This is a genomic window from Micromonospora sp. NPDC005174, from assembly GCF_040608495.1.
Taxonomy (GTDB): domain Bacteria; phylum Actinomycetota; class Actinomycetes; order Mycobacteriales; family Micromonosporaceae; genus Micromonospora.
On the sequence record NZ_JBEXIJ010000015.1, the window covers coordinates 1 to 19,559 of the forward strand.

Here is a 19,559-nt window from a genome sequence, read left to right on the forward strand (position 1 = left end):
GCTCGATGATCTCCCACTCGGCGTCGGTCAGGTCAGAGGGGTACCGCCGCACTCGATCCATACCCGTCTACCGACCGAATCACCCTCATCGATCGGACCGGCTGTGCGACACACCCGCCCAACCCACAAACCAAACGCGCTCTCAGAGTCATCACGCTCAAAGTGAACAGTGTCGTGGCGGTCTGCTGGCCCAGTTGGCGTCGCTGGCTGGGCAAACACGGCGAGAGGATGCCGACAGGCGACATCCCCTCAATAAGTCGGCGTCAGTTGCCGAACGTCTCCCGCTTGACGTTGGCGACGAAGGTCGACCACACGCTCGGGTCGAACGTCAGCACCGGGCCGGTTGGGTCCTTGCTGTCGCGGAGCCCGACGACGCCGGGGATGTTGTCGGCGACCTCGACGCAGTCACCGCCGTTGTTGCTGCGGGTCGACTTGCGCCATACAGCGCCGGTCAGGTCAGGCACGGGAGTACTCCTCTGCGACTTGCTGGATCAGATCCTTCGATTGGGGCTCGTTGAGCGCGCGGCCCGCCATGTCGGCCCAAATGGCATCGTAGGCGGCGATCTCGTGCGGCTTGTCGAGGTAGATCGCCCCGGTCGCAGCCTCCAGGTAGGCCACCGGCGGTTCCACCTCCTTGCCGCTGCTGTCCCGCGGGAACTCCATGATCGAGAAGGCTCCGGCCATTGCCCCGGCGTGCAGTCCGGCAGAAAAAGTCAGCACCTGGACGGTTACGTTGGGTAGTTCGGCGGCCTTCAGGATCTGGTGTAGCTGTTCCGCCATGATCGTGGCGCTGCCGACCGGCCGGCGCAACACCGCCTCGTTGAGGATCACGCTCAGTTGCGGAGCCGAGAACCGGGTGAGCAGCGCCTGTCGTTCGATCCGGAGTTGGACTGCGCGCTGCCGCTCATCGTTGTCTCCGGCGTCGACCGAGCCACCGGGCATGTTGAAGACCTGCTCAGCGTACGCGCGGGTCTGGAACAGGCCGGGGACCAGTTCGGGCTGGTACTTGCGGATTTCGGAGGCGGCGGCTTCGAGCCCTATGTAGAGCTGGAACCAGCGGGGCAGGCCGGAGCCGATGTAGTCGTGCCACCAGTTCTTGTTCTCGCGGGTGGCCGCCGCCATCGCGAGGGCCAACTCAACGTCGTCGTCCGAAGCGCCGTAGAGCTTGAGCATCTCCTTGACGTCCGCCGCACGGAAGCGGACGTTCTCGGCACCGCTCTCGATCCGGTAGAGGGTCGCTCGCGCTCGGTCCAGCTCCTCGGCGGCCTTCTCCATCGTCAGGCCGGCGGCCTTGCGAAGTGCTTCGAGCTTCCTGCCGAGCTGCCGCCGAAGCATGGTCGATCCCGTTACGGCCTGTGACACCCCTGCCTCCATGGTCAGGTCGCGGTTGACACGCGTTTGCCCAATTAGACGCTCTCGATGTATCAGAAACAATAGACACGTCACACTCCGCTGTCCTATCAATATCCGAGCACATAAGACAGCGATTGTTAGACGTTGCATCTGACCCGAGGCGGTGCTTGACCGCCCAGGCGGCCACTGTGGAGATATTGCTGCTCAGCCGCTATGTGTGCCCTGCTGTCGTACTGCTGATTGAAGGCTGCGGTGGCAGGTGCCGGGGTGGGTCCGCCGGTGCGGGGCGGGCCGGTGGGCCCGCCCATCCACAGGTCAATCTCGACGGTGAGAGGCAGGTCCTGTCATGCGCGTCTTCTGCCGGCGTGCCCGGAGTCGCCAACGGTCGGTCAGCGGGCCGACCTGCTACCGCTCGGCGGCCTACCATCCGCTGCGGCCCTGGCAGGTGCGCGAGCGGGGTTTCCGGCCGACCCCGCTCGGCCGTCGCGGGCTCGATCCGCAGGAGGTGCGGGAATTCCTCGACCGGGTCGCCGGTGACCTGGCCGTTGTCTACAACGCGCTGGCGCAGAGCCGTCGGGAGACCGACCGGGTCAAAGACGCGCTGCGCCGCTGGCAATCCCAGCAGGCCCGCGCCCGCAACGAGCGGGGGTACGACCGGTGACCGAGCGTTGGGTCATCCACCTGCCGGTGGTCGTGAACGACCTGGTCTCCGCCCAGCGTCTCGCCCGGGTGGTCGCGCACTGGACGCACGTCCTGCCGCAGACCGACCCGGGCGGCACCACCGTGTCGGCCGAGGACGCGCAAAACGTACGCCACTGGGTCTTCTGCGACCGGCTGCTGCCCGGCGGCCGGCGCTGCCTGCTCCGGCCCGACCACGACGGCGGGTGTTCCCGGCGGTTCCGGCGGCGGTGAGCGCGGCCGAACGGATCTCCTTGATCGTCCGGCCGGCGGCTGGGACCTGCGGCGATGACACCTTAGGATCGGCGGGTTGCCGGTGACACCGGCGTCACGGGGCGCAAGTGCGAGGAGCGGCGATGACCCTGTTACGGGACGTGATCGAGATTCCGACCTCGGTCGGTGACGGCGACTTCGTCGTCCGCGCCGCCGAGGGCGCCGACCTGCGCCGCTACGTGGTCACCGACCAGCTCCGGGACAACTTCGCCGACGCGCTGCGCCGTATCGGCCACGCCGTCACCACCGGGCGTTCCCAGGCGATGTTCCTGCACGGTTCGTTCGGCTCCGGCAAGTCGCACTTCATGGCGGTGCTACGGGAGATCCTTCAGCACAACCCGGCAGCGCGGGAGGTGCGTGGCCTGGCCGAGCCGGTGCTCGCCGCCGACCCCTGGCTGCGCGACCGGAAGCTGCTCACCCTCACCTTTCACATGCTCGACGCGCGCTCGGTCGAGCAGGCGGTCCTGGAGGGCTACCTCAACCAGATCACCGCGCTGCACCCGGAGGCGCCCGTCCCCGCCGTACACCGATCGGACGCGATGCTCGACGACGCCGCACGGCTGCGCGAGCGGATGGGCGACGACGCCTTCTTCGCGGCGCTGCGCGACGGTGGCGGCGCACCCGCGGCCGGCGGCGGCCTCTCACTCGCGGCGCTGCGCGCCCAGGCCGACGGCTGGACCCCGCAGAGCTACGCCACCGCTGCCGCGGCGGCGCCCGGCACCGAGCAGCGGGACCGCCTGGTCAGCGCGCTGACCAGCACGTTCTTCACCGGTGCGGTCCGCAGCGGGGAGTACCTCGACCTGGACACCGGCCTCGCCGTGATCACCCGGCACGCCAAGGCCCTCGGGTACGACGCGCTGGTGCTCTTCCTCGACGAACTGATCCTCTGGCTCTCCACGAAGATCAGCGATCACACCTTCGTCAACACTGAGGGCGCGAAGCTCAACAAGCTCGTCGAGTCAGCCGACGCCACCCGGCCGCTGCCGCTGATCTCGTTCGTCGCCCGGCAGCGCAACCTGGAGGACTTCCTCGGCCCCCAGGTCGGCGGCACCGAGCGGGAAGCCCTCGCGCACGTCATGCGCAGCGTCCAGGGCCGCTTCGGTGAGATCGTCCTCGCCGACACCAACCTGCCCGAGATCACCGAGAAGCGGCTGCTCAAGCCCCTCACCGACGAGGGCCGGGCGGTCATCGACAACGCCTTCGCCGCCGTGAAGGGCAACCGGGAGGTCTGGGACGCCCTGCTGCTCGGCGCCCAGTACGGCGACGCCGGCATCGGCTCCGACGCCGCTGCCTTTCGCAAGCTCTACCCGTTCTCGCCCGCGCTGGTCGCCACCCTGGTCGCCCTCTCCCAGGCGTTGCAGCGGGAACGCACCGCGTTGAAGGTGATGACCGAGCTGCTCGTCGACCGCCGGGACACCCTGCGAGTAAACGACCTGATCGGGGTGGCCGCCCTCTTCGACCCCCTGGTGCTGCACGGCGAGCTGCCCGACCGGCCCAAGCTCAAGCAGCTCTTCCAGGCCGCTCGCACCCTCTACACCCAGAAGCTGCGCCCCATCCTGCTCAACCTCAACGGCATCACCGAGGAGCAGGCGGCCGGGCACCAGCAGTTCCAGCTCGACGACAAGCTGGTCAAGACGGTGCTGCTCGGCGCGCTGGTCCCCGAGGTGCCGGCCCTGCACAACCTCACCGCCGCCAAGCTGCACGCGCTGAACTTCGGCTCGATCACCTCGCCCATCCCCGGTTACGAGCGGCAGATCGTGCTCAACCGGCTCAACCGGGTCGCCGACGGCGCCGGCGAGCTGCACCTCACCAAGACCCCCGACCCGGTGGTCAGCCTCAAGCTGCACACCGTCGACTACGACAAGCTGCTCGACCTGGTTCCCGAGGACGAGGCCACCACCACCGGCGTCCGGCAGCAGCTCATCCGGGAACTGGTCACCGCCGAGATGGGCATCGCCGGCGCCGAGGGGCAGCTCGGTGAGCTGCTGCACTCCCGGGACTGGCGAGGTCGGAAGCACACCGTCCAGGTCAAGTTCGGCAACGTCCGCGACCCCGACACCATGCCGGTCTCCGCGCTTATCGCCACCGGCGAGGCGTGGCGCGTCATCATCGACTATCCGTTCGACCCCCAGGGCTACGAGCGCAGCGCGGACCGCGCCCGGATCGAGCGCCTGGAACGGGGCTCCCGGACGGTCTTCTGGCTGCCCTACTTCCTGACCGACGAGCTGATGGGCAAGGTCGGCCAGCTTGCCAGGATCAACTACCTGTTGGGCAACGGCACCGGCGACCGGCTCAACTCGCTGGCCGCCGACTGGCCCCTCGCCGACCGGCAGCAGGGCCGGGTCTACCTCCAGCAGCGCCAGACCCAGCTGCGCGGCACGCTGATCAGCGCCATGATGCAGGCGTATGGGTCGGCCACGTCGCGCGGCTCCGACGTGCAGGACGACACCATCGGGGTGTTCCACACCCTCGCCGAGGGCCTGCACATTGGCGACCCGCGGGGTGGCACTCTCACCGAGGCCTTCCACAACCTCACCGGAGAACTCCTCGCCTGGTCCTACCCGGGCCGCCCGGCCATGCCGGACGACGAGAAGCCCGTCACCCGTAGCGAAATGACCAAGATCCTGGAGTACGCCCGGCTGGCCGCCGCCGACCCCGCCCGCGGTGTCAGCGTGCCCAATCCGGTCGACCAGCGCATCCTCCGGCGCGTCTGCAACAACCTGCGCCTCGGCGAGCTGATCGAAGGCCGCTACGTGCTCAACACGAGCACCTGCCGGTGGAGCCAACACCTGCTTCAGGCCGCCGCCAACGAGGGCTACACCGACCACTTCCCGGTGCACGTGCTGCGCCGGCTCATCGACGAGCCCGCCGCGTTCGGCTTCGACCGGGAGCTGCAAAACCTGATGATCGTCGTCTTCGGGCTGGAGCAGCAGCTCGCCTGGTACCAGCACGGCGGCAAGGTCGACGTGGGCAACCTCGCCCTCGTGCGCGACGAGCTGGAGCTGCGCCACCCACCGATGCCCGACGAGCATGCCTGGGCAGATGCGGTCCGCCGGGGCTCGGCGATCTTCGGCGGCGTGCTGCCCGTCTGGCGGACGCCGGCCAACCTCGGTGAACTCGCCGGAACGCTGCGCACGGCGGCGAGTACGCGCACGAAAGCGGCGGGCGACCTCGTCCAGGCGCTCGAAGCCCACGCCGACGTGCTGGGCCTGGACACCTCGGCCCCGACGGGCCGGCTCGCCACCGCACGCCGCGCCGCCCGACTCGTCACCGACCTGGCCACCGAGCGCGATGACGTGGTGCTGGTCGAAACGGTTGCCCGTGCCGACCTGGGCGACGTCGACGACCAGGCCGTCGGTGAGCTGATCAGCCAGGCGGGAACCATCCTCGCCGCCATGGCCCGAGGCCACCAGTGGTCCCTGCTCCAGGCGATCTCGGCTCGGGCCGCCCACGACGAGCAGGCGCAGGCAATCATCGGGCAGCTCCGCGAGGTCGCCCGACACCAGCAGCACGGGCAGGATCTGGTGGATGCCCTTCAGACGGCAGTCGACGCGTCGGCGGCGCTGCTCGCCACCAACCCGCCGCAAGACCGCATCGTCACCCCCCACGACACCACGCCGAACGGCGGGGACACGATCCCCACCGTCACGGTGCCGGGGCAGCAGCCGCCCCGCGAGTCCGGCCCTGCCGAGGTGCCCGCGAATGGTGGCGGTGGAGGACCGGACCGTGTGGCTGAGATCGAGGGGACCAGTGGGGCTGGGCCGGTCGCGGTCGCCCAACAGCGTCGCCAGGTCGCCGATGCGGCCACCTGGGAGAAGGTCGCGGCCGAGATCGCGGCCGAGGTCACCGCCGGGCGGCGGGTCGTGGTCACCTGGGAGATCCAGTGACCGGCTCGGCGGTCGGCCGCGTCGCACACCGGCGAGCCGGCGCGGCGGGATCCGCGGCCGGTCGTAATGAGGTGGCATCGTGAGCGTGCCGGTCGGTGTGGCCCCGCCCGACGCGATCCGCCGCAAGGTCGAGGCGTGGCTGGCCGAGGACGATTCGGCGGACGCCATCGCGCTGACGGCCCGCCCCGACGGGCCGGCCGAAACGGTGCTCAGCATCAACGGCTGTCAGGTCCGGGTCGTCCCGTGTCCCACTCCGCTGGCCGCCCGTGCCGCCCTGCACGACCGGGCCGACGGCGAACGGCTGGTCCTGTTGACCGAGCTGACCGACGCCGAACTGGGCGACGGGGTCCTCGCCCACCTCAGCAAGCAGACCGTCCGCAAGATCGATCCGTGGGATCTGGTCCGGCAGATGTTCGGTGGGGTGGCCGCTCTCGACCCGACCCTGGTCCGGGTCGGGCGCTGGGTCGCCAACGCCCTCACCGATCATGCCCCGGCCGACGGTTGGCCCGCCCCGCCCGGCGCGATCCTCACCCGCGACCACGCGCTGCGCAGCCTCACCTCCGAACTGCTCGACCTGCCACCTGCCGAACTCGACGACAGCGGCTTGGTGCAGTGGAGCACCGACGCCCGGCGGCAACTGGGTTTCACCCAGCTGCCGGACGTCGTCGCCGACGGCATCACCGCGTACCTGACCGGGACCGCCGGCCATGCCGCCGTCCCGATGATGGCCGCCGTACGCGCCGGACACGGCGTCGACGTCATCCCGCTGGGGCTGCTGGCCGGGCTGCTCTGGAGCGTCGGCAGCGGTGGCGCCGTCCAGGTGGAGGCCGCCGTCGGTCGTACCCGACTGGAGCCTCGATTCGGTGGGCTCCGGCTCAGCCCGCAGCAGGCCGAATCGCTGCACCAGGCGGCCGAGTCGTGGGTTTACCGGACCGTGGAGTCGGGTGACAACGGCCGGGACGAGGCTATGCGGATGCTGCGCCGGGCCGAGGCGATCGCCGCCGAGGTCGGCATCACGGCCATGCTCGGTGCCTCGACCGTCTTGCCCAGCGGATTCGTTCAGCGGCTGCGGGCCTTCGCCGACGCCGTACGACACGCCGTGCCGGCCGGTGGGTCGGCCCACCCGGCCGCGGTGGCGCGGGCACAGTCGGCCCTCGCCACCGTGGAGGCGCACCGGGCCGCCGAGCCGCGCCGGGTCGAGACCGCCCGGATGGCCGTCCGCCTGCTGCGCTGGCTGCACACCACCGACGGCCCGCCACCGGCCACCCTGCTCGACGCACTGCACCGGCAGGTCCGGCAGGACGGCTGGGTCGATAGAGCCCGGCTTGACGTCTTCGCCGGAGATCCCGACCAACAGGTCGCCGAGGCGTACCGACTGCTGCACCGGGCTGTCGAAGCCCGCCGCTCTCGGCACGACCAGCAGTTCGCCACGCTGCTCGCCGCCGCCACCAGCGCCGAGGCGGAGCCCGGTGCGCTACTGCGCGTCGAAGACGTGCTAGACCGGGTGGTCCAGCCAATCCTCGACACCGGTCGCCGGGTGCTGCTGCTCGTCATGGACGGCATGGGCGTCGCCGCTGCGACCGAGCTAGCCGAGTCCGTCACCCGGAGCGGCGCCTGGGTGGAACTCACCCCCGATGGCGGCCCGCGCACGGGTGCGCTGGCAGCGCTGCCGAGCGTCACCGAGGCCAGTCGATGCAGCCTGCTCAGCGGGCGGATTACGGCCGGGGGCCAGCAGGCCGAGCGCAAGGCATTCAAGGACCGCTTTCCCACCGGGAGGCTGCTGCACAAGTCAGCCTTGCGGGCCGGAGCCGGAGCAGCCCTCGACCCGGACGTGCTCGCCGCCCTCGACGACAAGTCGATCCGCCTGGTCGCCGCCGTCGTCAACACGATCGACGACGCGCTGGACCGCAGCGACCCGGGTACCACCGTCTGGGGCGACGACACCATCACCGCCGTCGGCGACCTGCTGACCTCCGCGGGCGAGCCAGATCGGGTGGTCGTCATCGTCTCCGACCACGGCCACGTCGTCGACCGAGGCCCCGAGTCGGTCACCCTGCCCAGCGCCAGCAGTGAGAACCGGTGGCGACCACCTACCGAACCCCCCGGCGACGCCGAGGTAGCCGTCGCCGGCAGCCGGGTGGCGCTCGGCGGCGGATCCGTCGTCCTGCCCTGGCGGGAAGAGGTGCGGTACGGGCCGCGCAAGGCGGGCTACCACGGCGGTGCGGCGCCGGCGGAAGCCGTCATCCCACTGCTCGTCCTGACCGCTGGTGACGACCTCGCCGTGCCCGGCTGGGCCGGTGCGCCGGTGGCCAGCCCCGACTGGTGGCGCGAACCGCTGACGGAGAGCACGCCCCCGCCGGCCGACCCGGCGCCGGCAACCCGGCGTCGCCCGCGCAAATCCGTTGAGCAGCAGACCGACGGTCTCTTCGACCTGGCGCCGGCCGTCGTCGCGCCGGCCGCCGCACCGCAGCCCGTACCCACCCCGCCCGACCTGGTGACGGCCCTGCTCTCCAGCGAGCGCTATGCCCAACGGCGCGACCCCCGACTCCCTCTGGCCGACGAACGGGTCGCCGCTCTGCTGAACACGCTGATCGCTGGCGGTGACCGGGCAACCCTCGACACCCTCGCCGCCCGGTCCGGCGTACCTGCACACAGGATCAACGGCACCGTCACCGTGTTGCGTCGGCTCCTTCAGGTCGAGGGCTATCCTGTGATCACCGTCGACGCGGACGGTCGCACCGTCCACCTCGACCGGAAATTGCTGATTGAGCAGTTCGGGCTGGAGCAGCGGTGACCGGAGAGATCTCGGCTCGACGGCGCCGGGACATCATCGACGCGCTGCGCCGGGGTGTCGTCCCGAGCAATGGACTCGACGCGCTCGCGGTGGGGCTCGACAGGTTCACCGCCGCTCTTGACGACGACCTCGAACGGGTCGCCGGCGGCGGCAGCGTCTTCAAGGCCGTCCGGGGCGAGTACGGCGCCGGCAAGACCTTCTTTACGCGCTGGCTGGCCGAACGCGCCAAGCGCCGCGGCTTCGCCGCTGCGGAGGTGCAGATCTCCGAGCTGGAAACACCCCTGCATCGGATGGAGACCGTCTACCGGCGGTTGGTGGAGCACCTCAGCACGGAGCAGTTCGCCCCGAGCGCGTTCCGACCCGTACTCGACGGTTGGATCTTCGCGTTGGAGGAGGACGTGCTCGCCGGGGGTACGGTCGCCGAGGACGATGCGCCAGGGCTCGATCGGGCCGTCGATGACTTGCTGGAGCGCCGGCTGGGCGACATCTCCCGGAGCACGCCGGGCTTCGCCGCAGCTCTGCGCGGTTACCGAGCCGCCAGCGCCAGCGGTGACCACCTCACCGCCGACGGACTGGCAGCCTGGCTCGGCGGTCAGCCACACGTCGCGGCATCCGCCCGGCGGACGGCCGGAGTGAAGGGCGACCTCGACCACTACGGCGCGCTGAGCTTCCTCCAGGGGCTGCTCACCGTCCTGCGCGACAGCGGCCACCAGGGGCTGCTACTGGTGCTGGACGAGGTCGAGACGCTGCAACGGGTGCGCTCCGACGCGCGGGACACGGCACTGAACGCTCTCCGGCAGCTCATCGACGAGGTTCACGCGGACCGGTTTCCGGGACTCATGCTCGTGATCACCGGGACGCCCGCGTTCTTCGACGGCCCCCAGGGCGTCCAGCGGCTCGCGCCGCTCGCGCAACGTCTCGCCACCGACCTCGGCCCCGACCCGCGTTGGGACAACCCCCGCGCCACCCAACTGCGGCTATCCGGGTTCACTGTCGACGCCCTGGTGGAACTCGGCAGCCGGGTCCGAGACATCTACGGCAGCGCACAGGTCGACGCTCGGGTGGATGACGACTACCTCGCCACACTGGCCCGTGCCGTCACCGGCGCGCTCGGCGGTCAGGTCGGGGTGGCACCCCGCGTCTACCTCAAGAAGCTCGTGGCGGACGTCTTTGACCGGGTGGACCAGTTCGCCGACTGGGAGCCGCGGCGACACTACGCACTCACCCTGCGGGCCGACGAACTGACCGAGGTCGAACGCAACGCCGCCGCTCGCGCCGACGACATCGAACTGACGCTCTGACGTGTTGCCAGACCTCGACCCGGTCGTGGTGCACCACGTGGTCAACACCCTGGGTTGGCGAGACCTGCGTCCATTGCAGCGCGCTGCGATCGCCCCGGTGCAGGGCGGTCTGGATGCCCTCCTGCTCGCCCCGACGGCGGGCGGCAAGACGGAGGCCGCGCTGTTCCCGCTGCTGTCCCGGATGGCCGCGCACCACTGGACCGGTACGTCAGTGCTTTACCTCGCCCCGCTGAAGGCGCTGCTCAACAACCTGGAGCCTCGGCTGGAGCAGTACGCCGGTTGGCTCGGGCGGCGGGTGGCCCTCTGGCACGGGGACATCGGCGCCTCGCGGCGGCGGGCCGTGCTCTTCGAGCGGCCGGACATCCTGCTGACCACACCTGAGTCACTGGAAGCCATGCTGGTCAGCGCCAACGTCGACCACCGCCAGTTCTTCGCCGGTCTGCAAGCGGTGGTCGTTGATGAGGTGCACGCCTTTGCGGGAGATGACCGAGGTTGGCACCTGCTTGCCGTCTTGGAACGGTTGACCCGGGTGGCTGGTCGGCCGCTGCAGCGGATCGGCCTATCCGCCACCGTCGGGAACCCCGACCATCTGCTCACCTGGCTCCAGGGCTCCGGCGCGGGTAGCCGGCCGGCCCAGGTCGTCGCACCCGAGGCGGTCCATATCGCGGGTGGCGTACCAGCGGGCGAGATCGAGCTGGACTATGTCGGCTCGCTCACCAACGCCGCGGCCGTGATCGCCGCCCTGCATCCGGGCGAAAAGCGGCTGGTCTTCTGCGAATCCCGGCAGACAGTCGAGGAGCTCGGACAACTGCTACGGGAGCAGGGCGTTACCACCTTCCTGTCGCATGCGTCGCTGTCCGTGGACGAGCGGCGCCGCGCGGAACAGGCGTTTGGTGAGTCACGAGACTGCGTCATCGTTTCCACCAGCACACTCGAACTCGGCATCGACGTTGGCGACCTGGACCGCGTGATCCAGATCGACGCGCCAGCCACCGTGGCGTCCTTCCTGCAGCGGCTCGGGCGCACCGGTCGCCGTCCGGGAAGCAGCCGGAACTGCCTGTTCCTGACGCTCGGTGGCCAGCCGCTCGTGGAGGCGGCCGCGCTGCTCCTGCTCTGGTCACGAGGTTGGGTGGAGCCGGTCACCGCACCGCCGGAACCTCGGCACATCGTCGCCCAACAGGTGCTCGCGCTCTGCCTTCAGGAGCATCGGATAGGTGCGGAGACCTGGATCCAGGCATGGAATGAGCTGCCGCCCTTTGAGAAGAACGCCCGACCGATCGTTCGACACCTCGTCGAGCACGGCTATCTGGAGCAGGACGAGGGCATGCTCTTCATCGGTCCCACCGCCGAGGAGCGGTTCGGCCGTCGCCACTTCATGGAGATGACGGCCGTATTCACCGGGCCGCCCGAGTTCACCGTCCTGCTGGGCCGTAGCGAGCTGGGTCGAATCGATCCCAGCCTGCTCACCGAGGAGGTCCGGGGCGAACGCCGCCTGCTGTTGAGCGGCCGGAGTTGGCGCGTTACCTACATCGACTGGCGCCGTCGGCGGTGTTTCGTCGAACCTGCCGACGGCGGCGGACGTGCCCGTTGGACGGGCACCGGGTGGGCGTACCGCAGTCACGAGATCACCTGGGCGATGCGTGAGGTGCTGCTGGGAGCGGAGCCTCCGGTCACCCTCACCCGTCGTGCGGTGACTCGCCTGGCGCGGGAGCGCGAGGAGAAACTGCACCTGGTGCATCCCGGTGGCACTGTCATTGTCCGCGAGAGCGGCGGTGACCTGCGCTGGTGGACCTGGGCGGGTTTCCGGACGAACGCCACGTTGACCGCCACGCTGGGCGAAGTCGTCGATCCGGTGGAGCGGTTCGACGGCAACAGCATCCGACTGCGGGAAGACGTCACACCTGCGAGCTGGCGGGCACTCACCGCGGACGCCGCCACCCGACTGTGCCTGCCAGAGGTCAACGACAAGGCCGTAGACGGTCTCAAGTTCGGCGCGGCCCTGCCGAAGCGGTTGGCCGCGGCCACGCTGGCTGCGCGCCTGGCCGACCTGGACGGGGCTGCCGTGGTGCTGGACGAGCCCGTGCGGTTCGTCATCGTCTAGCAGTGGCTGCACTGGTTCCTCAGTGAGTGTCGGCAATGGGCGGGGTCAGCGGCGGGGGGTCTCGCTGGCGATCGTCGCCTCCCGGGGCAGCGCCGCCGCCCGCACCGCCCAGTCCAGCGCGTAGTCGGCGATCTCCTCCCAGCCGGGCGCCCCGACCGTGAAGTGCGACCGGTCGGGGAACTCCTCGTACGCGGTGAGCGCCCGGGACTTCTGGTAGAGACCCGCGTTGGCGCGGACCACCGACGCCGGCACCACGTGGTCCTGCCCGCCGGCCATCAGCAGCAGCGGCGCGCGGTCGACGCGCCCGGTGTCGACGCGGGCGGGTGAGCGCGGGTCGACGTTGGCGAACGCGCCCTCGAAGAACACCCGTCCCGCGCCGGGTACGGCGTAGCGCTGCCAGGCCCGGTCGGACTCCTCCCGGCTGAGCGTGTTGCCGAAGGTGTAGGCGAAGTCGTCCGGGGTGAACGGGACGGCCTTGCCACGGTTGGCGGGGTTGCGCAGGATCGGGAAGCCGGAGCGCAACTGGCTCAGCGGCACCTTGAGTACTCCCTTGATCGCCGCCGGGTGCACCCCCACCACCGCCGCGCCGAGCCCCCGGTCGGCGAGGACCTGGGCGAACAACCCACCGAATGAGTGACCCATGATGATCGGTGGTCGTGGGAGCGCCCGGATGATCCGGTCGTAGTGGGCGACGATCGTGGCCATGCTCTGCTCGGCGATCGGGCTCGGATCGTCGCGCAACTGCTCCACGGACCGGTCCATGCCGGGCCAGGCTGGCGCGATCACGTGCATCCCGCGCTCGGTGAAGCGGTCGGCCCACCCGTCCCAGCTGCGCGGGGTCATCCAGAGCCCGTGGATCAGCACGACCGTGTCGACCTGGCCCTGCGGTGTGGCACCCATCGCGTCCTCCCGGTGTCGCGGCGTCCGGCGGCGCGCTTACCCGCTGCCGCCCCCGGAATGCCTGCCTCGGGGGCGGATGTGGCGGTGAGCGTGATGACTCAGGGGCATCTTGATGACTCACAGGCATCATGCTCGTCGCGGTCCGCGCTCGCCGGCGCGTCACGCTGCGTGCCCGCCGGGCTCTGAGCCGTGCCGTCCGGCCCCTGACAAATGTCACGGCCGGAACGTGACGGCCGCTCCGGGAGTCCAGGTCCGCGACACCCCAGCATTTATGGCATGACGAGTACGGATCCGGCCGTCGAGCTGAACGGCCTCACCAAGACCTTCGGTACGGTCACCGCGGTCGACGGGCTGAGCCTGCGGGTGCAGCCCGGCGAGGTGGTGGCGTTCCTCGGCCCCAACGGGGCGGGCAAGACCACCACCATCGACATGCTGCTCGGCCTGGCCCGCCCGGACGCGGGCACGGTGCGCGTTCTCGGCGGAACCGCCGACGACGCGGTGGCCCGGGGGAGGGTCGCCGCCGTACTCCAGACCGGCGGCCTGCTCAAGGACCTCACCGTGGGCGAGACGGTACGGATGACCGCGCACTTCTACCGGCACACCCGCCCGGCCGCCGAGGTGCTGGAGCGCGCCGGGATCGCCGACATCGCCGACCGGGTCGTCGGGCGGTGCTCCGGCGGTCAGCAGCAGCGGCTGCGCTTCGCGTTGGCGCTGCTGCCGGACCCGGACCTGATGGTCCTCGACGAGCCGACCACGGGGATGGACGTCGAGGGCCGCCGGGACTTCTGGCAGGCCCTGCGCCGCGACGCCCGCGACGGCAGGACCGTCATCTTCGCCACCCACTACCTCGACGAGGCGGACGCGTACGCCGACCGGATCGTGCTGGTCCGGCAGGGACGGATCGTCGCCGACGGCACCACCGCGGAGATCAAGAACCTGGCCGCCGGTCGTACCGTGCGGGCCACCCTGCCCGGCGCGGACCAGGCCGCGCTCGCCGCGCTACCCGGCGTGGACGCCGTGGAGGTGCGCGGCGACAGCGTGCTGGTGCGTACCGGCGACTCCGACGCGATCGCCCGTCACCTGCTCACCCGGACCGCTGCCCGGGACGTGGAGATCACCTCCCGCAACCTCGAGGACGCCTTCCTCGCCCTGACCACCGAGCGCATCGGAGCCTGAGATGTCCACCCTGCCGGCCACCCCCGCCGCCACCCGCGCCGACCGCCCCGCTCCGCCCGACCGCCGGCTGCCCGCCCTCGGTGGTTTCGCCCCGGCCGTCCTCGGCATCGAGCTGCGCCGGGTGCTGCGCAACCGTCGTACCCTCGCCTTCACGCTGATCATGCCCGGCGTCTTCTTCCTCATCTTCGGCCTGCCACAGCGGGGGCAGACCCTGGACAACGGCCGACCCGTGACGGCGTACGTCATGATCAGCCTCGCCGTGTACGCGGCGATGGTGGCGACGACAAGCGCGGGCGGCGCGGTCGCCACCGAGCGGGCGTTGGGTTGGAGCCGCCAGCTACGGCTCACCCCGCTGCGGCCGACCGCGTACGTGGCGACGAAGGTGGCCACCGCGATGACCCTCGGCCTGATCGCGGTCGTCATCGAGTTCGTGGTGGGCGCGGCGGCCGGCGTCCGCCTTCCGCTGGACGTCTGGCTGCTGGCCGGGCTGGCCGCGTGGATCGGCTCGCTGGTCTTCGCCGCGTTCGGCCTGTTCATCGGCTACCTGGTGCCGGCCGAGAACGTCATGCAGTTCATCGGGCCGATCCTGGCCGTGCTCGCCATGTTCGGCGGGCTGTTCGTACCGGTGGAGGTGCTGCCGCACGTGCTCCAGCAGGTCGCGAAGTTCACCCCGGTGTACGGCATGGGTGAGCTGGCCCGCGCTCCGCTGACCGGCGCCGGCGTGAGCATGGCCGGTGTGGCCAACATGGTCCTGTGGACCGTGGCCTTCGGTGTCGGCGCGACCCGGCTGTTCCGCCGGGACACCGCGCGGGTCTGACCGGTCCGACCGCTAGCGTGAACCCGATGGACCTTCCGACGGGGCAGCCCCGGCCGATGCACCGCCACTGGCGGTACATCGGCTGGCTGCTGGCCGCCGTGTGGCTGTTCTTCCTCAACGTGCCGATCTCCACCGCGTTGCACCAGCCGGAGTTGTGGCGGCGGGTCGTCGGAGTGGCCGCGTTGGTCGTCTTCGGCCTGGGCTACGTGCTGCTGTTCCAGTGGGCCCGTCAGCTGCGCCAGCTGCTGCTGCCGATCCCGGCGGGGCGCGCGCGGGTGGGCCTGCTGCTGCTGCTCGCGGCGGGCCTGGCCAGCATCCCGGGCACTGACGGAGACTGGCTGGCGACCCTGGTCTACGTGGCCGCGGCCGGGGTGTTCCTGCTGCCGGCGTGGGAGGCGGCGGCCACCGTGGCGCTCTGCGCCGTGACGCCGGCGTTGGCGTCGTGGCTGGTGCCGGGCTGGGAGTCGGAGAACGGCATCGTCTTCGCGGTGCTGCTCGCCTCGTTCGCCATGTTCGGTGTGTCGAGGCTGGCCCAGCGCAACAGCGAGCTTCAGGCCGCCCAGCAGGAGATCGGCCGGCTCGCGGTCGCCGAGGAGCGGGCCCGGGCGGCACGCGACCTGCACGACATCCTGGGGCACTCGCTGACCGTGGTGGCGATCAAGGCCGAACTGGCCGGACGGCTCATCGAGGTCGACCCCGGCCGGGCCGCCCACGAGATCGCCGAGGTGGAGCAGTTGGCGCGGGCGGCGTTGGCGGACGTGCGGCAGACCGTCGGGGCGTACCGGGAGGTCACCCTCGCCGGTGAGCTGGCCGGCGCCCGGTCCGCGCTCGCCGCGGCGGGCATCGCGGCGGAGGTGCCGGCCGAGACGCCGGAGCTGCCGCCCGAGTGGGACCGGCTGTTCGGCTGGACGGTGCGTGAAGGGGTGACCAATGTGGTCCGACACAGCGGGGCACGGTGCTGCACCATCCGGGTGCACCCGGACGGGGTCGAGGTCGACGACGACGGTCGGGGGCCGTCCACTCCCGAATCCGCCGGATACGGGCTGGTCGGTCTGCGTGAGCGGGCCCGCCGGTTGGATGCCGTGGTGAGCGTGGGTCGGCGGCGGGGCGGCACCGGTTTCCTGCTGCGGGTGCACGCTCCGGCGGAGGTCCGGTGAGCGGCTCCGCCACGCCGATCCGGTTGCTGCTCGCCGACGACCAGGCGCTGGTGCGTGGCGCGCTGGCCGCGCTGCTGTCGCTGGAGCCGGACCTGACCGTGGTGGCCGAGGTGGGCCGGGGCGACGAGGTGGTGCCCGAGGCCCTGCGGCACACGCCCGACGTGGCCCTGCTGGACGTCGAGATGCCCGGCCTGGACGGGATCGCCGCCACCGCCGCGCTGCGGGCCGCCCTGCCGGCGTGCCGGGTGCTGGTGGTGACCACGTTCGGTCGGCCCGGTTATCTGCGTCGCGCGATGGAGGCCGGTGCGAACGGCTTCGTGGTCAAGGACACCCCGGCCCGGCAGCTCGCCGACGCCGTCCGTCGGGTGCATGCCGGCCTGCGGGTGGTCGACCCGACGCTGGCTGCGGAGACCCTGGCGACCGGGGCGAGCCCGCTGACCGAGCGGGAGACCGAGGTGCTGCGTGCGGCGCGGGGTGGCGGCACGGTCGCCGAGCTGGCGAGGGCGCTGCACCTGTCCGAGGGGACCGTGCGTAACCACCTGTCCGCGGCGATCGGCAAGACCGGCGCCCGCAACCGGGCCGCGGCCGTCCGCATCGCCGAGCAGAACGGGTGGCTGCTCGGCGACTGAACCGCCCGATCAGGCGGTCGGCGGTGGCGTGGCGAGCTGGTCGACGACCACCAGGGTGCTGCCGGGCCGGACCTCGGCGAGCAGTTCGCGTTGACCGCTGCGGGTCACCCGGATGCAGCCGTTGGTGGTGTTCTCACCCAGGTCGTCGTCGTTGTACCAGGTGTGCAGACCGATGTGCGCGCCCTTGAGGCCCGTCGGCACCGCCTCCGGGTCGTCCGGCACCGAGCCCAGGGCGTAGATGTCCACCCCGCCGTAGACCTCCTCGGGCGGCGGGGTGCGCCCCAGGATGAAGGTCCGCCCGAGCGGCGTCTCCTGCCCCGACTGGCCGAGGCTCGTCTCCCAGGAACGCACCGCCTTACCGGCCCGGTACCAGGTGAGCCGATGCGTCCTGCGCTCCACCACGATCTGGTCGCGCAGGGCGACGGTGTCGAACCCACCCGGTGGCAGCCAGGCGAGCCGCCGGTTCGCCGACGGCAGCAGGACGGCCGTCCAGCTGGCCTGCCGTTGGGCGATCGGCACGGTCAACTCGACACCGGCGAGCGTCGGCTCGACGAACGCCAACGGCCGGCCGCCCGGGGCGTCGTACGCGGCGATCCGGCGGGTCGGGTGCACGCCCTCGGTCAGCGGGGTGGTGTCCATGGTGGCCGGATCGGCGGGAAAGCCCTTGGGCGCGGGGTCGTAGTCGAGCACCGGCAGCCCGGCCGGGGCGGGCGCGGCCGGGGGGACCGACTCCTCCGGACTCTGCTCGACGCTGCTCGGCGTCGGATCGGCGGCCGCCTGCTGGCCCTCGGGGGCCGTCGAGCGTGGCGTGAGAGCCTGCCCCACCAGCAACGCGACGACCAGCAGCACGGGTACGGCGACCGCGCCAGCGATCCAGCCGGCACGGCGACGGGACGGGGACATTCGGTCAAACGGCACCAAACCACTCTATGGCGGTGGACGCCCCGGGACCCCCGGTTCGGCGATACCCGCCAACCGGAGGTCCCGAGGTCGGTCAGACCCGTGCGCCGATGTGGATGGCCACCGCGTCGTGCGCCGGCACGTTCGCGGCGAACCAGCCGCTACCGTCCACGGTGATCACCGGCCCGCTGCACGAGCCGCCCGCGTACGTGCCGTGGACGACGTCGCAGTACCGGCCGGCGGGCAGCCCGGTGGAGTACGAGCGGCCGTTCACCGCGGAGTCCTCGTCGTTGACTGTGAGGTAGCCCTTGCCGCTGCGACTGAACGCGATGTGGTTGTTGCCGTTGTCGTACCAGTTGGCCACGCCGGCGCCCTCGGTGGCGTTGCGGAAGCCGACCATGTTGGCGATCACCGGCCAGCGGTGCTCGCATTCCCAGCCCGAGTAGCAGGTGGTGTTCAGCGTCCTGTTGCTGCCGTCCGAGGGCGGCCCGGCGTCGCGGTTGCTGAAGGTGTAGCTGGACATGACCGTCGGCGACCCGTACGGCCAGGCCAGCATGAAGGCGTTCGCGAGCGCGTAGATGCCTCGGTCGGCGTAGGTGAGCACGCCGCCTCCGTCGCGCTGGGTGTCGTGGTTGTCGACGAACACCGACGCCGAGCCGCTGGGCAGGTGACCCCAGCCCTCGCCGAAGTTCTTCAGGTAGGCCAGGCGCTCGGAGCGGAACACCCGGGCCAGGTCCTTGCCGTAGCGGAACTCGTGCACGTCACCGTTGCCGGTGTACTCGGTCGGCTGGATCGGTTCCCCGGCGCCGTAGATGACCTCCTGCACGATGTACGCCGGGCGGGAGAGCTTGCCCCTGATGGCGGCGATGTCGGCGGCCGGCATGTGCTTGCTGGCGTCGAGCCGGAAGCCGTCCACACCGAGGGACAGCAGGTCGTTGAGGTACGACGCGATCTTGGTACGGACGTAGTCCGACTCGGTCTTCAGGTCGGACAGGTTGACCAGCTCGCAGTTCTGCACCTCGTACCGGTCGTTGTAGTTGGCGATGTCGTCGCCGCCGTTGCGCCCGCAGTGGTGGAAGTCCTGGGTCTGGTAGATGCCCGGGTAGTCGTAGTGCCCGTACGACGAGCCGGCCCAGCCGGTGCCGCCGTTGGCCTGGCCGGACATGTGGTTGACGACGGCGTCGACGATCACCTTGACCCCGGCCGCGTGGCAGGTGTCGACCATCGACTGGAACTGGGCCCGGGTGCCCTTGCGGGACTCGATCCGGTAGCTGACCGGCTGGTACGCCATGTACCACTGGTTGCCCCGCACGTGCTCCTGCGGAGGCGAGACCTGCACGTAGCCGTAGCCCTTCGGGCCGAGGGTGCTCTGGCACTCGCTGGCCACCGACGGCCAGTTCCACTCGAAGAGCTGGACGATGACCTTCTTCGCGCCGGACGGGCTGGCAGCGGCCGGGGTCGCCGTTGCGGTGAGGGGGACGAGCAGGCTGGCGACCAGGCCGAGGGCGAGGATCGCCGAGCCGCGTCGACGTCGGGGCATCGGGACTCCTGACGGGAGCGGGGGTGGGGGGTGGCGGTGCGGTGGGGGAACGC

At 71.1% G+C, this 19,559-nt stretch carries 15 protein-coding genes; 10 read left to right on the forward strand and 5 right to left on the reverse strand.

Going from position 1 to position 19,559, the window contains the following annotated elements:
* Positions 1 to 263: 263 nt before the first annotated feature.
* Together ABZU91_RS17725 and ABZU91_RS17730 are read right to left on the reverse strand one after the other, a co-directional pair.
* The gene (locus tag ABZU91_RS17725; protein ID WP_355241121.1) at positions 264 to 464 is read right to left on the reverse strand and encodes a DUF397 domain-containing protein; all 201 of its coding nucleotides are present in this window, start codon (positions 462 to 464) and stop codon (positions 264 to 266) included.
* Positions 457 to 1,335 (reverse strand): helix-turn-helix transcriptional regulator, encoded by an 879-nt coding sequence (locus ABZU91_RS17730; RefSeq protein WP_355241539.1) that lies wholly within the window; start codon positions 1,333 to 1,335, stop codon positions 457 to 459. Before ABZU91_RS17730 ends, ABZU91_RS17725 begins: the two co-directional genes overlap by 8 nt.
* A 364-nt stretch (positions 1,336 to 1,699) precedes the next feature.
* Here ABZU91_RS17730 and ABZU91_RS17735 point away from each other — a divergent pair, with 364 nt between their 5' ends.
* The 6 genes from ABZU91_RS17735 (at position 1,700) to ABZU91_RS17760 (ending at position 12,387) form a co-directional block, all read left to right on the forward strand.
* Positions 1,700 to 2,014: a DivIVA domain-containing protein gene (locus ABZU91_RS17735; protein WP_355241124.1), complete on the forward strand. Its 315-nt coding sequence runs from the start codon at positions 1,700 to 1,702 to the stop codon at positions 2,012 to 2,014.
* The gene (locus tag ABZU91_RS17740; RefSeq protein WP_355008779.1) at positions 2,011 to 2,265 is read left to right on the forward strand and encodes a hypothetical protein; all 255 of its coding nucleotides are present in this window, start codon (positions 2,011 to 2,013) and stop codon (positions 2,263 to 2,265) included. The genes ABZU91_RS17735 and ABZU91_RS17740 overlap by 4 nt, the downstream gene beginning before the upstream one ends.
* 122 nt (positions 2,266 to 2,387) lie before the next feature.
* Complete coding sequence (locus tag ABZU91_RS17745; RefSeq protein WP_355241127.1) at positions 2,388 to 6,191, forward strand: phage resistance protein; 3,804 nt, start codon at positions 2,388 to 2,390, stop codon at positions 6,189 to 6,191.
* 79 nt (positions 6,192 to 6,270) lie between these two features.
* Entirely contained in the window at positions 6,271 to 8,985 is a 2,715-nt protein-coding gene (gene pglZ, locus ABZU91_RS17750) for a BREX-2 system phosphatase PglZ (RefSeq protein WP_355241129.1), read from the forward strand.
* The gene (gene brxD / locus ABZU91_RS17755) at positions 8,982 to 10,286 is read left to right on the forward strand and encodes a BREX system ATP-binding protein BrxD (protein ID WP_355241132.1); all 1,305 of its coding nucleotides are present in this window, start codon (positions 8,982 to 8,984) and stop codon (positions 10,284 to 10,286) included. The genes pglZ and brxD overlap by 4 nt, the downstream gene beginning before the upstream one ends.
* Position 10,287: 1 nt before the next feature.
* On the forward strand, positions 10,288 to 12,387 hold the full coding sequence (locus ABZU91_RS17760; RefSeq protein ID WP_355241135.1) for a DEAD/DEAH box helicase: 2,100 nt from the start codon (positions 10,288 to 10,290) through the stop codon (positions 12,385 to 12,387).
* Between the two features lie 45 nt (positions 12,388 to 12,432).
* Here ABZU91_RS17760 and ABZU91_RS17765 read toward each other — a convergent pair whose 3' ends face one another.
* A complete protein-coding gene (locus ABZU91_RS17765) occupies positions 12,433 to 13,287 on the reverse strand; it encodes an alpha/beta fold hydrolase (protein WP_355241137.1) in 855 nt (284 codons plus the stop codon).
* Positions 13,288 to 13,563: 276 nt separating this feature from the next.
* On the opposite strand from ABZU91_RS17765, the gene ABZU91_RS17770 reads away from it, so the two are divergent.
* From ABZU91_RS17770 to ABZU91_RS17785, 4 genes are read left to right on the forward strand one after another with little or no spacing between them, the layout of a single operon-like run.
* On the forward strand, positions 13,564 to 14,463 hold the full coding sequence (locus ABZU91_RS17770) for an ABC transporter ATP-binding protein (RefSeq protein WP_355241140.1): 900 nt from the start codon (positions 13,564 to 13,566) through the stop codon (positions 14,461 to 14,463).
* A gap of 1 nt (position 14,464) precedes the next feature.
* On the forward strand, positions 14,465 to 15,280 hold the full coding sequence (locus ABZU91_RS17775) for an ABC transporter permease (protein ID WP_355241142.1): 816 nt from the start codon (positions 14,465 to 14,467) through the stop codon (positions 15,278 to 15,280).
* A gap of 26 nt (positions 15,281 to 15,306) precedes the next feature.
* Positions 15,307 to 16,437 carry a histidine kinase gene (locus tag ABZU91_RS17780; RefSeq protein WP_355241145.1) on the forward strand — a complete coding sequence of 377 codons (1,131 nt, stop codon included), beginning with the start codon at positions 15,307 to 15,309 and terminating at the stop codon, positions 16,435 to 16,437.
* Complete coding sequence (locus ABZU91_RS17785) at positions 16,434 to 17,066, forward strand: response regulator transcription factor (protein WP_355241148.1); 633 nt, start codon at positions 16,434 to 16,436, stop codon at positions 17,064 to 17,066. The genes ABZU91_RS17780 and ABZU91_RS17785 overlap by 4 nt, the downstream gene beginning before the upstream one ends.
* 9 nt (positions 17,067 to 17,075) lie before the next feature.
* Here ABZU91_RS17785 and ABZU91_RS17790 read toward each other — a convergent pair whose 3' ends face one another.
* Together ABZU91_RS17790 and ABZU91_RS17795 are read right to left on the reverse strand one after the other, a co-directional pair.
* Positions 17,076 to 17,984, reverse strand: coding sequence for a L,D-transpeptidase (locus tag ABZU91_RS17790; RefSeq protein WP_355241151.1), 909 nt, complete (start codon positions 17,982 to 17,984; stop codon positions 17,076 to 17,078).
* Between the two features lie 76 nt (positions 17,985 to 18,060).
* Entirely contained in the window at positions 18,061 to 19,506 is a 1,446-nt protein-coding gene (locus ABZU91_RS17795) for an alpha-amylase family protein (RefSeq protein ID WP_355241154.1), read from the reverse strand.
* Positions 19,507 to 19,559: the final 53 nt, after the last annotated feature.

Excerpts from the sequence above, each read along its gene's own strand:
- ABZU91_RS17770 (WP_355241140.1), top strand. The coding sequence starts at position 13,564 with ATGACGAGTACGGATCCGGCCGTCGAGCTGAACGGCCTCACCAAGACC.
- ABZU91_RS17775 (WP_355241142.1), top strand. The coding sequence starts at position 14,465 with ATGTCCACCCTGCCGGCCACCCCCGCCGCCACCCGCGCCGACCGCCCC.
- ABZU91_RS17795 (WP_355241154.1), bottom strand. The coding sequence starts at position 19,506 with ATGCCCCGACGTCGACGCGGCTCGGCGATCCTCGCCCTCGGCCTGGTC.
- ABZU91_RS17765 (WP_355241137.1), bottom strand. The coding sequence starts at position 13,287 with ATGGGTGCCACACCGCAGGGCCAGGTCGACACGGTCGTGCTGATCCAC.
- ABZU91_RS17780 (WP_355241145.1), top strand. The coding sequence starts at position 15,307 with ATGGACCTTCCGACGGGGCAGCCCCGGCCGATGCACCGCCACTGGCGG.
- ABZU91_RS17735 (WP_355241124.1), top strand. The coding sequence starts at position 1,700 with ATGCGCGTCTTCTGCCGGCGTGCCCGGAGTCGCCAACGGTCGGTCAGC.
- ABZU91_RS17745 (WP_355241127.1), top strand. The coding sequence starts at position 2,388 with ATGACCCTGTTACGGGACGTGATCGAGATTCCGACCTCGGTCGGTGAC.
- ABZU91_RS17730 (WP_355241539.1), bottom strand. The coding sequence starts at position 1,335 with ATGCTTCGGCGGCAGCTCGGCAGGAAGCTCGAAGCACTTCGCAAGGCC.